Source organism: Dongia sp. (assembly GCF_041918875.1).
Lineage (GTDB): Bacteria > Pseudomonadota > Alphaproteobacteria > Dongiales > Dongiaceae > Dongia.
The window spans coordinates 97,627-113,646 of record NZ_JAYRUV010000015.1 but is presented as its reverse complement, the minus strand read 5'-3'; the positions used below and the strand labels follow the sequence as shown (position 1 = coordinate 113,646).

Sequence of the window (16,020 nt, the reverse complement as noted above, 5' to 3'; positions counted from 1 at the left end):
AAATCAAATACATATAGGTACATCCTTGTGGATACTTCCGGGAGAATAAATCCAGAACACCAATTGACGGTCACCCCTGGAAAGTGGTTAACTGGCTGGCTCGATCTTCGGCATAAGGAACGGACTTAAGATGGCGCAGGTTGCCGCGATTTCCCAACAGATCTGGGACATGAAATACCGGCTGAAATCGCTGGACGGCGTCGCGCTGGATAAGACCATCGAGGATAGCTGGCAGCGCGTGGCCCTGGCCCTCGCCGAGGCCGAGGCGCCTGCCGCGCGGGAAAAGTGGACCGAAACCTTCGCCGAGGCGCTGGCCGATTTCAAATTCCTGCCCGCCGGCCGGATCCTCGCCGGGGCGGGCGCCAAGCGGACCGTGACCCTGTTCAACTGCTTCGTCATGGGCACGATTCCGGACGATATGGGCGGCATCTTCGCCCATCTCCGCGAGGCTGCGCTGACCATGCAGCAGGGCGGGGGCATCGGCTATGATTTCTCCACCCTGCGCCCGAAGGGGGCGCCGGTGAAGGGCGTGGGGGCGGATGCGTCCGGCCCGCTCACCTTCATGGATGTCTGGGACGCGATGTGCCGAACCATCATGTCGGCCGGTCACCGTCGCGGTGCCATGATGGCAACCCTGCGCTGCGATCATCCTGATATTGAAGCTTTTATCGACGCCAAGCAGACGGCGGGCCGCCTGCGCATGTTCAACCTTTCGGTCCTCGTCACCGACGCCTTCATGGCGGCGGTGAAGGACGATGCCCCCTGGGAACTGAAGTTCGGCGGCACCACCTACCGCGTCGTCCAGGCGCGCGAACTGTGGGACCGCATCATGCGGGCGACCTATGCCTATGCCGAGCCCGGCGTCATCTTTATCGACCGCATCAACCAGAAGAACAATCTGCGCTATTGTGAATCGATCAGCGCCACCAACCCCTGCGTCACCGGCGAAGCATGGGTCCAGACCGTCGACGGACCCCGCCAGGTCATGACATTGATCGGGCGGCCGTTCACGGCGCTCGTCAACGGCCGGCCTTATCGCAGTGGCGAGGCGGGATTTTTCTCCACCGGCATCAAGCCTGTCTTCCGGCTTGCGACCGAGGCGGGCCCGTCGCTCCGCCTCACGGCGGACCACCCGGTGCAGCGGGTTCGTGCCGCGAGCCGCTACCGGCTGGAGACGGAATGGACCAAGGCGGGCGATCTGTGCCCCGGCGACGAAGTGGTGTTGGCCGATCAGCGCGATTGCGCCGTCTGGGCCGGCGCCCATGGGCGCGACGAAGGCTATCTGCTCGGCCTGCTCGTCGGCGACGGCACGCTCAAGGCGGACAAGGCCGTGCTTTCGGTCTGGCCGGGCGCGCAGGCGGTGAACGGCGGCTATGCCCGGCCGGGCACGGAAGGCATCATGGCGGACGCCGAGCAGGCTGCACGGAAGCTTGCCCGCGGCGGCGACTTTGCGGGGTGGATGGCGGTCCCCGGCCGGGGCGAACGGCGCCTCAGCCTCGCGGCACTTGGCGAACTCGCCGCCTCACTCGACCTCGCGCCCGGCGATAAGGCGATTACCCCGGCACTTGAGCGTTGTTCGAGCGATTTCTATCGCGGCTTCCTGCGCGGGCTGTTCGATGCCGACGGCTCCGTTCAAGGCAGCCAGGAGAAAGGCGTCAGCATCCGCCTGTCGCAATCCGACCTGCCGCGTCTTGAAGCCGTCCAGCGCATGTTGCAGCGCCTCGGGATCGTGTCGCAGATCTATCGGGAGCGGCGCCCGGCCGGCCCGCGCCTTCTGCCGGATGCCGCGAGGCAGGCTGCCCTCTATGAATGCGCGGCCGACCACGAGCTTGTCGTCAGCGGCGAGAATATCCAGCGCTATGGCGACCTGATCGGCTTCTCCGACACGGAAAAGGCGGCAAAACTCGCGCGGTCGCTCGGCGGCTACAAGCGCCGCCACAACCGGGAACGGTTCGTGGCGCGGGTGGCGTCGCTCGAACCCGTGGGCGCGGAAGAAGTCTTCGATGTCCAGATTCCCGGCATCAATGCCTTCGATGCCAACGGCTTCATCGTGCACAATTGCGGCGAGCAGCCCTTGCCACCCTATGGCGCCTGCCTGCTGGGCTCGATCAACCTAACCACGCTGATCCAGGAGCCGTTCACGGCGGAAGCCCATCTCGATCTCACGGCCCTTGACCGGCTGGTCAGGGTCTCCGTGCGGATGATGGACAACACCATCGACGTCTCCAACTTCCCGCTCGAGGCGCAAGCGGCGGAAGCGCGGAACAAGCGCCGCATCGGCTTGGGGGTTACCGGACTTGCCGATGCGCTCATCATGTGCGAGGCGCGCTATGGCGGGCCCAAGGCGATCAAGCTGACCGACGAATGGCTGCGGGCGATATCGCGCGCAGCCTACCTCGCCTCGACCGAACTCGCCGTCGAGAAGGGTGCCTTCCCCCTCTTCGAGCGTGAGAAGTTCCTGGCTTCCGAGACGGTGCAGTCCCTGGACAAGGACGTGCAGGCGGCGATCGCCAGGCACGGTATCCGCAACGCGCTCCTGACCTCGATCGCTCCCACCGGCACGATCTCGCTCTTTGCCGACAACGTGTCCTCGGGGCTGGAGCCGGTCTTCAGCTTCAAATACACAAGGCATGTGCTGATGCCCGATGGCACACGCCAGGCGGAGGAGGTGACCGACTTCGCCTACCGCCTGTTCCACCGCTTGAAGGGCGAGGACGCAGCTCTGCCGGATTATTTCGTCGACGCCCAGTCGCTCTCCCCCCACGACCATGTGGTGATGCAGGCGACGGTGCAGAAGCATATCGACAGCTCGATTTCCAAGACCATCAACTGCCCGGTCGATCTGTCGTTCGAGGAATTCAAAAGCGTCTACACGGAAGCCTATGAGCTTGGCTGCAAGGGCTGCACCACCTACCGGCCGAACGACGTGACCGGGTCCGTCCTCGAAGTGAAGAAGGAGGCGCCCAAACCCCAGGCCGAACTGCCGCTGGTCACCCATAAGGTCACCCCGCAATCCGAGGCCGTGCGCCTCGATGCCCCCAAGCCCCAGGATGTCTATGAAGCGGGCGGCGTCGTCTACATGACCCAGCCGCTCGACCGGCCGGAGGCGCTGCCGGGTGCTACTTACAAGGTGCGCTGGCCGGAAAGCGACCATGCCATCTACATCACCATCAACGACGTGATCCAGGACGGGCGCCGCCGGCCGTTCGAGGTGTTCATCAACTCCAAGAACATGGAGCATTACGCCTGGACGGTGGGCTTGACGCGCATGATCTCGGCCGTCTTCCGCCGTGGTGGCGATATCTCCTTCGTGGTGGAGGAGCTAAAGGCCGTGTTCGACCCCCGGGGCGGCTCCTGGGTCGGTGGCCGCTATGTGCCCTCGCTTCTCGCTGCCATCGGCGAAGTGATCGAACGCCACCTCATCGCCATCGGCTTCCTGCCCGACCCGGCCCAGGACCGCGCCGAAATCGAACGCATGGTCGCGCGCAAAGTCGCCAATCTCGCCGACGGCCAAGGCAATGGCGACGCGGGGGGGCGCAAACTGCCCCACTGCCCCAAATGCAACTCCCCCTCGATCATCCGCCAGGAAGGCTGCGACCTCTGCACCTCCTGCGGCTACAGTAAGTGCGGGTGAGCTTGCACGAGGTGTCATCGCACGACGGATGACGATCCGGACTTTACAACGTCATGGACATCAAGGCGGGCTGCACCAACACACCGATAGCCACCTCGTCATCCTCCGCGAAGGTGGAGGACCCACGAGTTGCTTTCTTAGTGAGCTCCGTCATCCTCGGGCCTGGCCCCATGGCTAGCGTATGTGGCGTTCTTTGGTCGTCATCCCCGGGCTTGACCCGGGGATTTGCCAGCAGCCGAAGAATAGGGCCCAGTCAATCCTGATGCCCGGATCAAGTCCGGGCATGACGAACTTGGGTACATGCGATAGTCCTCGGCCTTGGCCCGGGGATCCACGCTATCATGCGGCACCAGTGGACAGCCGTGGGTCAAGCCCGGCCATGACGAGTATAGGAAGGGTTCGTGGCGTCCAGACCTAAGCCTTGACCGGCAGCCAGATTTCGAAACCGCCGAGGCCGGTCGTCGGATCGAATCCGGCCCTCGGATCGAAACGGGAATGATAGCGTTCCTGCACGGGCGTATCGGCTGCCTTGAAGCCGGAGGCCGGCAGCCACTTGTTCCAGATCGTGTGGCAGACGCTGCGGATGTCGGAGATGTGCCCGTCATGGCTGAAGACGGCGTAACGCTGCGCCGGCACGCGCAGGCGGAATAGTTCCGGCGGCACGTCGGTGAAATCGGTCACTTCGACGCCCGCCATATAGTCGAAATTGCCGCTGCCGTCATGGGTGTGAGAGATGCCATAGGCGGCGCCGATGACAATATGCGGGATGGCCTCCCAATAGGCGCTAAAGCGCTGCCACAATGCGGGAATGCCGGCGACATTGCTGCTGCTGAACCTGTCGTTGATGCCGACGAAAAGGCGCGCCGGTTTTTCTTCGAAACGGGGTTCGCGCAGGGCGATGGTCTTGATATCGTCCATTCGAATGGGCTCCAGGCATGAAAGGTCGTTGAGGGTTCCGTGCGTCCGCACCTCTTCCGGCGTCTTGCCGAAGAAGTCGCGGAAGGCACGGGTGAAGGCCTCATGCGAGCCGTAGCCGGTCTCGATCGCCACATCGAGGATATCTGGCGCGCCAGCGGCAAGCCGCTTGGCGGCCTCCGTCAGGCGTCTGCCGCGCAGATAGCCAATGACGGAATGCGTGGTCGCGGCCGAAAAAGCCCGCGACAGATGAAAGCGGGATACGCCGCCATTCCTGGCGATGTCATCCAGCGAGATGTCATCGCGAAAGTGGCTTTCGATATACCACAAGGCTCTGTCGACAGGTTTCATCTACGTATCTCACTTGGCCACTTCACTTATGCCAAGCCGTTCGATGTTTCATTTGATCGCTCTTGCTGTTTCCAGGCGCAAGCTCCGGATAGCGCGCGACGGCGGCCGCGGACACTATCCGGTCACCCTATTGACCCGGAGCTTTGCCATGACCGCAAGTGTCAAATTCGTATCCATGCCGACCGACATCGCCCGCGCCTACCAGGCGGGTGCCCCGGATGCCAACGGCCAGGTGCCCGAACGCCATATCTCGGATGGCGATGGCGTTCCCTGCCGTCATTGCCAGCAGGATGTGGCCGCCGGCGAGCCCTATCTCATTCTCAACTATCGTCCGTTCCCCAGCCCGCAACCCTATGCCGAGACGGGCCCGGTCTTTCTCCATGCAGATCAATGCCCGCGCTGTCCGGAAACGGCCGAATTGCCGCCGGTCTTTGCAGTGCGCAAGCTGTTCCTGCTGAAGGGCTACAACGCCCAGGACCGCATCGTCTACGGCACCGGCCAGCTGGTGCCGCCGGCCGAGATCAACGAAACCGCCGCGCAAATCCTCGCCCGCCAGGATGTCGCCTATGTCCATGCGCGCTCGGCCTACAACAACTGCTTCCAGTGCCGCATCGAGCGCGCGTGAGCCACTGTTGTCATTCCCGCGAAAGCGGGGATGACAAGATGAGGTGTCGGCCCTTCGCTCAGGGCATTTCGAGACCTGCGACATCGCCGCCGAAAAACGCCTGCGGTTCCGAAGGCGTGGCACCCAGTTCCGTTTCGCGCTCCGCGACACAGGCCCTGGTGCGGCCATAGAGTTCCGTCCAGGTATAGGCCCAGGTCCAGGAATCGAGCAGGCATTTGTCGAAGTATGTATAGGTCTCGCCCGCACCGCAGCCGAAGGAGGCGCGGTCGTCGCGGGCGGCCGTGAGGATGATGCGGTTGGGCTGCTCCATGCCGTCATGCAGGAAGACGCCGCTGTAGCAGGCGGAAACGATGACGACGGTGGGACGCAGGCCGCAATGATTGTCGAGCCACTGGTCGAGCACGCGCGGCGGCAGGATGGCACCCGTGCCGTTCACCTGGCTGAGATAGAAACCGTCGCGCCTGCCGTGCGAGGTCATGAAGACCAGGCATTTTTCCCGCTGCGTCTTGGTAACGTAGCCCAGGGCGGCGTCGATGGTTCCGATATCGGCGATCTCATTTTCCGACGGCGCGATGCTGGGGTCCGAGGTGAGGCGGCTCAGATTCACGTCCGGCTTGCGGTCGATGATGGCATAGAAGCGCCGTGTCGCATTGTCGAAAGCCTTGATGGAATGATCGCCCGCGATGAAGAGCGCGCCCCAATCGGCCTGCGCCGATGGCACCGGTTCGCTTGCCAATGCGGAGACCGCCGGAGCCGGTTCGGCTGCAACCGGCGCCGCCACGGGTGCCGCGGCCGCGACTGGCCTTTGTCCACTTTGGCAGGCACCTGAAGCGAATGCCGCCGCTGCCAGTATCAGAACTCTCAAAGTGCGCATGTTCATCTTCATTTCCTAATTACAATCGCAGGGCTGCCGCGATTGCCTTGGCACCGGGCTCGATGCGGGCATCGGGCACGGCGGCGTAACCGAACATCAAACCGTCCTGCCCGGCCTTCGGTGTCACATCATAGGCGGAGAGGGGTGACACCGTCACGCCCGCAGCGGCGATTTTTTCGGCGATTCTGGCATCACCCTGGCGCCGCAGGGCCGGGTCCGCCAGCCGTCCGACCAGATGCAGCCCTGCGGTATCCGGTTTCAGCACGATCCGCCCGTTGAAATGCCGCTCCGCCGCCTGCAGCAGCAATTGCTGGCGCCTGGCATAGGTCTGGCGCATGCGCCGCACATGGGCGGCAAGATGCCCGCTTGCAAAGAACTCGGCGAGGGCCGGCTGTGTCGCCATGGCCGGCTGATCGTCGACCACGGCCCGCGCGCTGCGGAAGGCGGCGGCCAGGGCTGGCGGCGCCACCAGATAGCCGATGCGCAAGGAAGGGAAGAGCAGCTTCGACAGCGTGCCCACATAGATGACGCGCCCATCTTCGTCGAGGCTGCGCAGGGCGGCGAGCGGCCGGCCGGTATAGCGGAACTCGCTGTCGTAATCGTCTTCCAGCACCCATGCCTTGGCCTTGCGCGCCCAGGCGAGCAGTGCCAGGCGCCGCTGCAGCGACATCACGATTCCCAACGGGTACTGATGCGATGGGGCGACGCAGGCGAGGCGCGCCCTGGGCGCACGGCGCAATCCTTCTGTCACGTCGAGGCCTTCTTCGTCCACGGCGACATGGACGAGCCTGCCGCCCGAAGCGGCGATGGCGGCGCCGATGCCGGGAAATCCCGGCCGCTCCACCCAGACCTTGTCCTGCGGGTCGAGCAGCAGGCGGCAGGTGAGATCCACGGCCTGGCGGATACCGCTGACGATGAGCACGTCGTCGGGCGCGCAATCGATGCCGCGCGCCTGGCGCAGATAATCGGCGATGGCCGCGCGCAAGGGCGGATAGCCGCCAGGGTCGCCGCCATTGACGATGGCGCGCATCGGCTGGCGCCAGGTCTTGGCCAGCAGCCGCGACCAGAGCGCGAAAGGGAAGTCGCCGCTGTCGATCCAGCCCGGGGCGAAGCAGGGGGCAAGGCTGGCGCGGGCGGGTTCCACGCGCGTGCGCGGCGCCCGCAGCAGGATCGTGCTGCGCCGGGCCATCTGCGGCGCGGCAGCGGCCCGGCCGATGGGCCGCGCGCCTTCCGGCGTCCGGTCCGGCAGATCGCCGGCGACATAAGTGCCGGAACCGCCGCGCATGATCAGATAGCCTTCGCTCGCCAATTGCTCGAAGGCCCCCAGCACCGTGTTGCGCGAAATGCCGAGTTCCCCGGCCAGCGCCCGGCTTGCCGGCAGCTTCTCGCCGGGCCGCAGGCGCCCACCCAGAATGGCCTGGCGCAGCTGCGCATAGAGCTGATGGAACAGCGGCGCCGCGGCATCCTCGTCGAGGGCAATATCGAGCAGCGAGCCGATTCCGGCCGGACGCGGCATGGGAGGCATCTCCAAAGTGGTATCAAAGATTATTGCATTTTGGTTCTTTTCCTGGAACCGCTTTATTGGCGATAGTCGGTGCCACAGATCCCTCCCCTAGCCGAGAGCCGGAAGCCCATGCCCGATTCAAGCTTTACGCCGACCGACCGCAGCCGCGTCAAACGCCTGCACGAGCGCGGCAAATATGACGAAGCCACCGTCTTCGCCATCCTCGACGCCGCCTTCATCGCTCATATCGGCTATATCATGGACGGACAGCCCTTCGTGACGCCCACGGCCTTCTGGCGCCAGGGCCGCACGCTCTATTGGCATGGCTCCGCCGCCAGCCGCATGCTGCGCTTCCAGGAGAAGGGCGTGCCGGCTTGTGTCGCGGTGACGCATCTCGACGGGCTGGTACTGGCGCGCTCGGGCTTTCACCATTCGATCAACTACCGCTCGGTCATGGCCTTCGGCACGGCAAGGCTCGTCGACGATCCGAAGGAGGAATCCGATCAGCTCGACCTCTTCATCGACCGCCTCTATCCGGGCCGCCGCGGCGAGATCCGCCCCAATGAGAAGCAGGAGCTGAAGGGCACCACCGTGATCGCGATGGAGATCGAGGAAGCCTCGGCCAAGACCCGCTCCGGCCCGCCCAAGGATGACGAGCCCGACTACGACCTCGATGTCTGGGCCGGAATCATTCCGATCCATCAGACAGTGGGCGAGGCGATCGCCGATCCATTGTTGAAGGCAGGCGTCGGCTTCCCGAAGGGTCTCACCGGCTACGCGCCGGGCGTCAGGTTTGATGAATTGCTGACGGCGAATCTTGCCGACTAATTATCACTCCCTCTCCCCTCGCGGGAGAGGGTAGGGGTGAGGGGGTGGATCGAGCGAAACTGGCCGATAGATCCCCCTCACCGCTCGCTAACGCTCGCCGCCTCTCCCGCGGGGGGAGAGGCTTAGTTGCGCCGCCCAACGATTTGGCCGCCCCTACCGCCCGACCCCGCGATATTCCGACATCGGCACCGGGGCGGGCGAGCTCAGCAGCTTGTCGATGTGATAGCCCTGGAACATGCCGAAGCCGAGGTCGCGGCCCGTCAGATAGCCGTCCTCGTCATCGACGCGGGCGAGAGCCAGCACGACGCCGGATTGGCGCAGTTTGTCGAAATAGGCGCGCCGGCGCAGCAGTTCCGGCCCAATGCCGGGCTGCCAGAAAACCTTCACCATGTTCGGGTTGAGCTGGGCAAGGTCGATCACATTGACCAGCGACGGCAGCAGCCCATCGACGGCGACCGTGCCGCCGCGACCCTGGATGAGGTCGCGGGCCGCCAGGAATTCGTTGAAGTTCTGCATGATGTCGCCGATGCGGAACTCGAAATTGAAACGGCGCAGCGAATTCAACGAGCGTTTCTCGAACGTCTCGAAATCGCTCGAGAACACGCTCTCGATATTGATGTTGAGCGAGGCGCGCTGCTCCGGCCGCTTGATGCCTTCGATGGCTTTGAGGATGATGCGGTCCAGCGTCACCGTCATCTGGTTGAAGACGTTCTTATTGTGCCGCATGTCGACGCCCACCAGCAGATGCTGCCGCAGGGCCGCCATGCTGGCGAAGAACTCGCTCATCACGGGATGCAGCGGCTTGCCTTCCTCATAGATGGCGATCTGCTGGCTCCTGAGGAACAGGTCGGCAAAGCGCGCATCGCCCAGCTGCCGATAGGCGCTCTCGATCTTGGTGATGTGCTCGAGCAGCAGCATGTCCATCATGTGCGAGACCTGATCGACATTGGCGGCCTGGGCGGCGAGGCGCCGCACCAGATCGAGCGCCCGCTGCCGGTCGCGCCGCAGATCGATGATCTGCGTGATGCGATTGACATCGACGGCGCCGAAATAGTCCGGCAATTGCCGGCCGATCATGCGCAGGAGCTGCAGCTTGGTGTCGGAAAGGATGCCGGAGACCAGCACCTCCTGATCGGCCACCGTCATCACCAGGCTGGCAAGGCTCAGGCGATAAAGCCGGCAGCCGCGGCCCGAGAAATATTCGTCCAGCCGGTCGGCAAAGGCCTTGAGGAATTCCATGCCCTCCTTGCTGCGGGTGAATTCCTCCAGATTGAGCACCAGGACATAGGGCACCATGCCGCGATTGATCGGCGGATTGCTGATCCAGTCCACCAGTTCATCGATCTCGTTCATGGCAGAAATACCCAGGTTAGGAAGACGGCCAGTATGCGGCCTGACCTCGAGTCGTCAAGCAGGCGTCATGTCGCCTAAGGCATGGGCGGGACCAGAAGGGCGGGGTCGAGGCGCGTTTCATTCCAGTTGAGGCCCCAATGGAGATGCGGTCCCGTCGCCCGCCCGGTCTTGCCGACGGCGCCGATGAGATCGCCCTGCCGCACATCCTCTCCCGGCACGACATCCACCCGGCTTAGGTGCAGATAGCTGGAGTAAATCCCGAAACCGTGGTCGATGATGATCGTCCCGCCGGTAAGATAGAAGCCGGTCTCGGCCAGGCGCACCATGCCGTCGGCGGGGGCGACGACAGGCGCTCCTTCGGGTGCTGCGATGTCGGTGCCGAAATGCGGCGCCTTGGGTGTCCCGTTCAAGATGCGCTGGCTGCCATAGACGCCGCTGATCGGACCCTGCGCCGGCCAGATGAAGCTTTGCAGAAAGTCGTGCCGCTCGGACGGATTGGCGCGCGCCGTCTTGACCTTGGCCTGGTCGGCCTTGATGCGCGCTTCCGTCGCCGGGTCCGGCGTCACCATGTTCTGATCCAGCTTATCGATGCGCTGTATCTCATAGGTGCGCGGTGCGATGCCGAGCATCTGCTGCTCGGTGTGGCCGTCGGCGTGGATCACGGTCAGCTGGACTTCCGTCCCCTGGTCGCGCCCGAAGCCGATCACGAAAGTGCCGTCGGCACCGACCATCGCCGGATTGTCACCGAGCAGCACGGTGGCGCCCGGTTCCGCCTTGCCCACGGCAAAGCCGCCGGGGACGAGATGGCCTTTGAGATCGATGGCAAGCGCCGGCGTGGCGATGGACAGCATGAGCGCGATTGCCAGCAAGATGCGCGGGGTCACAGCAGCGATCCTTGCGGTCCGGTGGGTGGGGTTGTCTTGCGCTTCGATTTCTCCGGCCCTTTGCCGCCGGCGACGGCATCGACTGAGCCGTCGCGGAACTGCAAGGTGAGCGTATCGCCGCTGCTGACGGCAGCGGCGGTCAGCACGGGCTTGCCGGCGGCATCGCGCACCAGGGCGAAGCCACGCTCCAGCACCTTCTCGTAGGAATAGCTGTCGAGCAATTGCCCCAGATGATCGAGCGCGGTGCGCTTGCGCGCCACCAGTTCGCTCAGCAAACGCGGGTTGAGTCCGTTGCCGATCCGCTCCAATCCGCGATGCTGGCGCTCCAGCGCGAGGTTGAAGGCCGCACCCAATCTGTTGGCGGCAAGGTCGATGGCGCTCCGTGCTTCCGCCAATTGCTGATGCGGTGTCTTCAGCTCGGCGCGCAATTGCGCCACGCGATCTTCGCGGCGGCGGAAATAGGGCAGGCGTGCATTGGCCCAGCGCTCCAGCCAGCCGTCGAGCGACTGCGCCTTCTCCTGGATGAGGCGCATCGGTTCCGGGATGCCGCGCGCCAATCCCTCGATGGCAAGCCGCGCTTCGCCCAGGCGCCGATTGACGGTGCTGCTCAAACGATGGCCGATCTCGCCCAGCATGGTGATGAGCTCGGCCCGCACCGGCACCGCCATTTCAGCCGCCGCCGTCGGTGTCGGCGCGCGGCGGTCGGAGGCGAAATCGATGAGCGTCGTGTCGGTCTCGTGCCCGACGGCGGAGATGAGCGGAATGGCGCTCTCGGCCGCCGCCCGAACGACGATCTCTTCATTGAAGGCCATCAGGTCCTCGATGCTGCCGCCGCCGCGGGCGACGATGAGGAGGTCGGGCCTCGGCACCGCGCCGCCGGGTTCGAGCGCGTTGAAGCCGCGAATGGCGGCGGCGACCTGGGCTGCCGCCCCTTCGCCCTGGACCAAGACCGGCCAGAGGAGCACATGGCGGGGGAAACGATCGCCGAGCCGGTGCAGGATGTCGCGAATGACGGCACCGGTCGGCGAGGTGACGATGCCGATGATAGTGGGGAGGACGGGCAGGGGCCGCTTGCGCTCCGCATTGAACAGGCCTTCGGCGGCGAGCTTCTTCTTTCGCTCCTCGATCATCTTGAGGAGGGCGCCGATGCCGGCCAGTTCCAGCCGCTCGATGACGAGCTGATATTCCGAGCGGTCGCCATAGGTGGTGATACGTCCGGTGGCGATCACCTCCATGCCGTCTTCCGGAATGATGCCGAGGCGCGCCGCATTGCCTTTCCAGCAGACCGATTTCAGGGCCGCGTTCTCGTCCTTCAGCATCAGATAGAGATGACCGGAGGCGGCGCGCTTGAAGCCGGAAATCTCGCCCTTCACGCGCACACGCTCGAACCGGCCTTCCAGCGTGCGCTTGATCGCCTGGGAAAGCTCGGAAACGGTCAGTTCGCCGGCATTGTGGCCGGGCGGCGGGGGACTTTCTGGAATCGAATCGAAATCTGTCATGACGCGCCATTCTATGGTATCGGAGGCGCATCTGGGTAAGCCAAATTGGACCGAAAATCGATGCGCATTCTGGTGGTGGGATCGGGCGGCCGCGAGCACGCTTTGTGTTGGAAAATCGCGGCCTCGCCGCTCTGCGACAAGCTCTATTGCGCGCCCGGCAATGCCGGCATCGCCGCAATCGCCGAATGTGCCCCCATCGCGGTTGAGGATATCCCCGCTCTGGTTGCTTTCGCCAAGGAAAGGTCCGTGGATTTCGTCATCGTCGGGCCCGAGGGGCCGCTGGTGGCGGGCCTTGCCGATGCGATGGAGGCGGCCGGCATCGCCACCTTCGGCCCCAGCGCGAAGGCCGCCGAACTCGAAGGTTCCAAGGGCTTCATGAAGGACATCGCGGCGAAGTACCGCGTGCCCACCGCCGCTTATAAACGCTTCCGCGATCCCGAGGCGGCCAAGGCCTTTGCCCACACCTTGCCTTTGCCCGTGGTGGTGAAGGCCGATGGCCTCGCGGCGGGGAAGGGTGTCGTCATCGCCGAGACCCATGCGCAAGCCGAGGCCGCCATCGATGCCATCATGCGCGACCGGCAGTTCGGCGAGGCGGGCGCCGAGCTGGTGGTCGAGGACTTCCTCGATGGCGAGGAGCTCTCCTTCTTCGCGCTGTGCGACGGCGCGCACGCCTTGCCGCTGGCCTCCGCCCAGGATCACAAGCGGGTCGGCGATGGCGATACCGGTCCCAACACCGGCGGCATGGGCGCCTATTCGCCGGCACCCGTGGCCTCGCCCGAGATCGAGCGGCGCATCATGGACGAGATCGTGCGGCCGACCGTGGCTGGCATGGCGCTCGAAGGTCGCCCGTTCAAGGGCGTGCTCTTTGCCGGCATCATGGTGACCGGGGCCGGGCCGAAGCTCATCGAATTCAACGTGCGCTTCGGCGATCCGGAATGCGAGGTGCTGATGCTGCGCCTCAAATCCGATCTGCTGCCGGCCTTGATGGCGGCGCGCGACGGCGGTCTCGACAATTTCGATCTGCGCTGGCATGACAGCGCCGCCGTGACCGTGGTGATGGCGGCCAGGGGGTATCCCGGAAAACCCGAGACCGGCACGCCCATCAAGGGGCTCGATGCGGCGGCGAGGATTCCGGGGGCCGTCGTCTTCCATGCCGGCACCAGGCTCAATGCGGCGGGCGACGTCATGGCGGCTGGCGGCCGCGTCCTCGCCGTCTCGGCGGTGGCGCCCGATGTGAAGGCCGCGCAGAAACTGGCGTATCAAGCCGTCGATGCCATCGATTGGCCGGGCGGCTTCTGCCGCCGCGACATCGCCCATCGCGCGATAACTCGTTCCTGACAGGAGAAGTCGATGTTCAAGCTGCGCTATTCCTCCACCAGCCCCTTCGTGCGCAAGGTGCGCGTCGTCGCCTTGGAAACGGGACAGGACAAGGATATCGAGCTGATCAAGACCGTAACGGCCGATCCCACTTGCGATATTGGCAAGGACAATCCCTTGAACAAGGTGCCGGCCCTGGTGCTGGAAGATGGTTCGTCGCTCTATGACTCGCACGTCATCTGTGAGTTCCTCGACGCGCGGCATTCGGGCGCCAGGATCTTTCCGGCCACGGGTCCCGCCCGCTGGACCGCCTTGCGCCAGGAAGCGCTCGCCAACGGGATGGCCGATGCGGGTGTCCTGCGCATGATGGAAAACCGTCGGCCCGCGAACGAGCAATCGCCGGCCTGGATCGTGCGCCAGAAGCTGAAGATGGATCAGGGCCTCGACCAGCTGGAACGCGAAGCGCTGGCTTTCGCCAAGGGCTTCGACATCGGCCTCCTCACCATCGCCATCGTGCTCGATTATTTCGACTTCCGTTTCAAGGCGGAAGACTGGCGCAAAGGCCGGCCGAATCTGACGAAATGGCACGAGGCGATATCCGAGCGCCCTTCGCTCAAGAGCACGCTGCCCTTCGAGTGAGAGTCTCGATCTGGTCCCTCCCCCTGAAGGGAGAGGGGGATTTGCCCTACTTCTTCATATAGAGATCGCGCGCCGCCAGCACGGCGCCGCCGACGATGGCGAGGCAGCCGAGCAGGACGGCCATCGTCGCATTGGCCTTGCCGGTGGCGATGAGGAGCAGGGTGGAGATCAGTGGCGAGGCGTAGGAGATGGCGCCCAGGGCCTTGATGTCGCCTTTCTTGACGCCGTAATCCCAGACGAAGAAGGCGGCACCCACGGGCCCGAGGCCCAGCGCCACGATGGCGAGCCATTCCCAAAGGTCGGCCGGCCACACTGTCGTCTCGACGGCGAAATGGCTGATGAAGCCGAGGAGGGCGGTGACGCCGCAGAAGGCGCCGACGAGATCGGTGGGCGCCGAGCCGAAGCGGCGCGACAGCACGGAATAAGTCGACCAGGTGAAGGCACAGGCCAGCGCCGCGCCATAGCCGACGATGTCGCCAGCCGGCTGGCTCGCATCGCCACCCGGCCCGCGCGCGAGGATGAGGAGCACGGCGCCGCCCATGCCGATGACGGCACCGGCCACATGCTGCCAATAAAGCCTCTCGCCCGGCAGCAGCGCCGAGAAGAGCACGATGAGCAGCGGCCACAGATAGGCGATGAGGCTGGCTTCCACCGCCGGCGCATGGTCGAGCGCCACGAAATAGAAGAAGTGATAGAGGAACAGCCCGCCGATGCCGATGGCCCAGACCGGCCAGGCTTGTTTCAGGAACGCGAAGGCGCCGCGTCCAACCGTCAGCGCATCGCGCAGCCACTTCAGGAAAGCGAAGAGGAAGGCGATGGCGAAGGTCATCGCCATCAGCTGGAAGGGCGGCACCGCGCCGGTCGACGAGGTGAACAGCGCCAAAGTCGCCCACAACAGGACGGCAATCGCGCCAATGAGGGTGGCCCGGCGGGTGGCGGATTGGCTGTGGGGGCTGAGGGTCGTGTCTGTCATGGCCCGCCTGCTATCGCAAGCCGGCTCCAAATCGTCAAGCCAAAGGCCGGGTCAGATCCGCGGCGCCAGGAAGACGATGAGCAGCCAGTTCCCCAGGATGATCGAGGCGATCATGAAAAAGAGCAGGACATAACGATGGAAGTTCCGCTCGCGCTCGGTGACGAGGCCGCGGATGTGGCGAGCGAGGTTGGAGAAGCGCTCGGCGATGAGGTTCATCTTCTCGCGCTCGGCATTCTGCCAGAACTGGTAGATCACCAGCGAATAGATGGCGCCCACGGTGAGGACCAGACTGATGATGATGCACAGCTTGAAGAGAAAGCCGGTCTTGGAGGCATAGTCGCCGGCAATGCCCAGCAGCACGAAGAGGCCGATCGCCCCGCCGAGCGTGCCCCATTGCTGGTGCTTGGCGAAACGGATCGCGTCGGCCGAGGCGCGGTAGAGTTCCAGCATTTCCGCATGCGTCAGTTCGTCGAGCTCCGATGGCTCGACGACCAGCAGCTCCTCGGTTTCCTCGACTTCTTCCTTAGGCGCCTTGGCCATGCTCGTTGCTTTCCATTGCCGGCCTAAAGGCTAGGCCGGCAATGGTTAACAAGCGGTATGCGGCAAGAAATTCTATTATTTACA

General features: G+C 64.6%; 13 protein-coding genes. 5 read left to right on the top strand and 8 right to left on the bottom strand.

Annotation, left to right across the window (positions count from 1 at the left end):
* The first annotated feature begins 130 nt into the window (after positions 1 to 130).
* Positions 131 to 3,634, top strand: a complete 3,504-nt coding sequence (locus ACE3TY_RS16285) for an LAGLIDADG family homing endonuclease (protein ID WP_374654848.1) — start codon at positions 131 to 133, stop codon at positions 3,632 to 3,634.
* Positions 3,635 to 4,048: 414 nt separating this feature from the next.
* On the opposite strand, the gene ACE3TY_RS16280 is transcribed toward ACE3TY_RS16285, so the two are convergent.
* Entirely contained in the window at positions 4,049 to 4,900 is an 852-nt protein-coding gene (locus tag ACE3TY_RS16280; RefSeq protein WP_374654846.1) for a GyrI-like domain-containing protein, read from the bottom strand.
* A 148-nt stretch (positions 4,901 to 5,048) separates the two neighbouring features.
* Here ACE3TY_RS16280 and ACE3TY_RS16275 point away from each other — a divergent pair, with 148 nt between their 5' ends.
* Positions 5,049 to 5,525, top strand: a complete 477-nt coding sequence (locus ACE3TY_RS16275) for a DUF1203 domain-containing protein (protein WP_374654844.1) — start codon at positions 5,049 to 5,051, stop codon at positions 5,523 to 5,525.
* Positions 5,526 to 5,583: 58 nt separating this feature from the next.
* Here ACE3TY_RS16275 and ACE3TY_RS16270 read toward each other — a convergent pair whose 3' ends face one another.
* Entirely contained in the window at positions 5,584 to 6,405 is an 822-nt protein-coding gene (locus ACE3TY_RS16270; protein ID WP_374654842.1) for a C13 family peptidase, read from the bottom strand.
* A 13-nt stretch (positions 6,406 to 6,418) separates the two neighbouring features.
* A complete protein-coding gene (locus ACE3TY_RS16265) occupies positions 6,419 to 7,915 on the bottom strand; it encodes a PLP-dependent aminotransferase family protein (protein ID WP_374654840.1) in 1,497 nt (498 codons plus the stop codon).
* Positions 7,916 to 8,032: 117 nt separating this feature from the next.
* On the opposite strand from ACE3TY_RS16265, the gene ACE3TY_RS16260 reads away from it, so the two are divergent.
* Positions 8,033 to 8,731, top strand: a complete 699-nt coding sequence (locus tag ACE3TY_RS16260) for a pyridoxamine 5'-phosphate oxidase family protein (RefSeq protein WP_374654838.1) — start codon at positions 8,033 to 8,035, stop codon at positions 8,729 to 8,731.
* 153 nt (positions 8,732 to 8,884) lie between these two features.
* Here ACE3TY_RS16260 and ACE3TY_RS16255 read toward each other — a convergent pair whose 3' ends face one another.
* From ACE3TY_RS16255 to xseA, 3 genes are all read right to left on the bottom strand, one after another.
* Positions 8,885 to 10,084 (bottom strand): hypothetical protein, encoded by a 1,200-nt coding sequence (locus ACE3TY_RS16255; protein ID WP_374654836.1) that lies wholly within the window; start codon positions 10,082 to 10,084, stop codon positions 8,885 to 8,887.
* A 74-nt stretch (positions 10,085 to 10,158) separates the two neighbouring features.
* Positions 10,159 to 10,968, bottom strand: a complete 810-nt coding sequence (locus tag ACE3TY_RS16250; RefSeq protein ID WP_374654834.1) for a M23 family metallopeptidase — start codon at positions 10,966 to 10,968, stop codon at positions 10,159 to 10,161.
* Complete coding sequence (gene xseA / locus ACE3TY_RS16245) at positions 10,965 to 12,467, bottom strand: exodeoxyribonuclease VII large subunit (protein ID WP_374654832.1); 1,503 nt, start codon at positions 12,465 to 12,467, stop codon at positions 10,965 to 10,967. The genes ACE3TY_RS16250 and xseA overlap by 4 nt, the downstream gene beginning before the upstream one ends.
* Before the next feature lie 60 nt (positions 12,468 to 12,527).
* On the opposite strand from xseA, the gene purD reads away from it, so the two are divergent.
* The gene (purD, locus tag ACE3TY_RS16240) at positions 12,528 to 13,805 is read left to right on the top strand and encodes a phosphoribosylamine--glycine ligase (RefSeq protein ID WP_374654900.1); all 1,278 of its coding nucleotides are present in this window, start codon (positions 12,528 to 12,530) and stop codon (positions 13,803 to 13,805) included.
* 12 nt (positions 13,806 to 13,817) lie between these two features.
* The gene (locus ACE3TY_RS16235) at positions 13,818 to 14,423 is read left to right on the top strand and encodes a glutathione S-transferase N-terminal domain-containing protein (protein ID WP_374654830.1); all 606 of its coding nucleotides are present in this window, start codon (positions 13,818 to 13,820) and stop codon (positions 14,421 to 14,423) included.
* 46 nt (positions 14,424 to 14,469) lie between these two features.
* On the opposite strand, the gene ACE3TY_RS16230 is transcribed toward ACE3TY_RS16235, so the two are convergent.
* Positions 14,470 to 15,396, bottom strand: a complete 927-nt coding sequence (locus ACE3TY_RS16230; RefSeq protein WP_374654828.1) for a DMT family transporter — start codon at positions 15,394 to 15,396, stop codon at positions 14,470 to 14,472.
* Between the two features lie 51 nt (positions 15,397 to 15,447).
* Positions 15,448 to 15,936 carry a hypothetical protein gene (locus tag ACE3TY_RS16225; RefSeq protein ID WP_374654826.1) on the bottom strand — a complete coding sequence of 163 codons (489 nt, stop codon included), beginning with the start codon at positions 15,934 to 15,936 and terminating at the stop codon, positions 15,448 to 15,450.
* Positions 15,937 to 16,020: the final 84 nt, after the last annotated feature.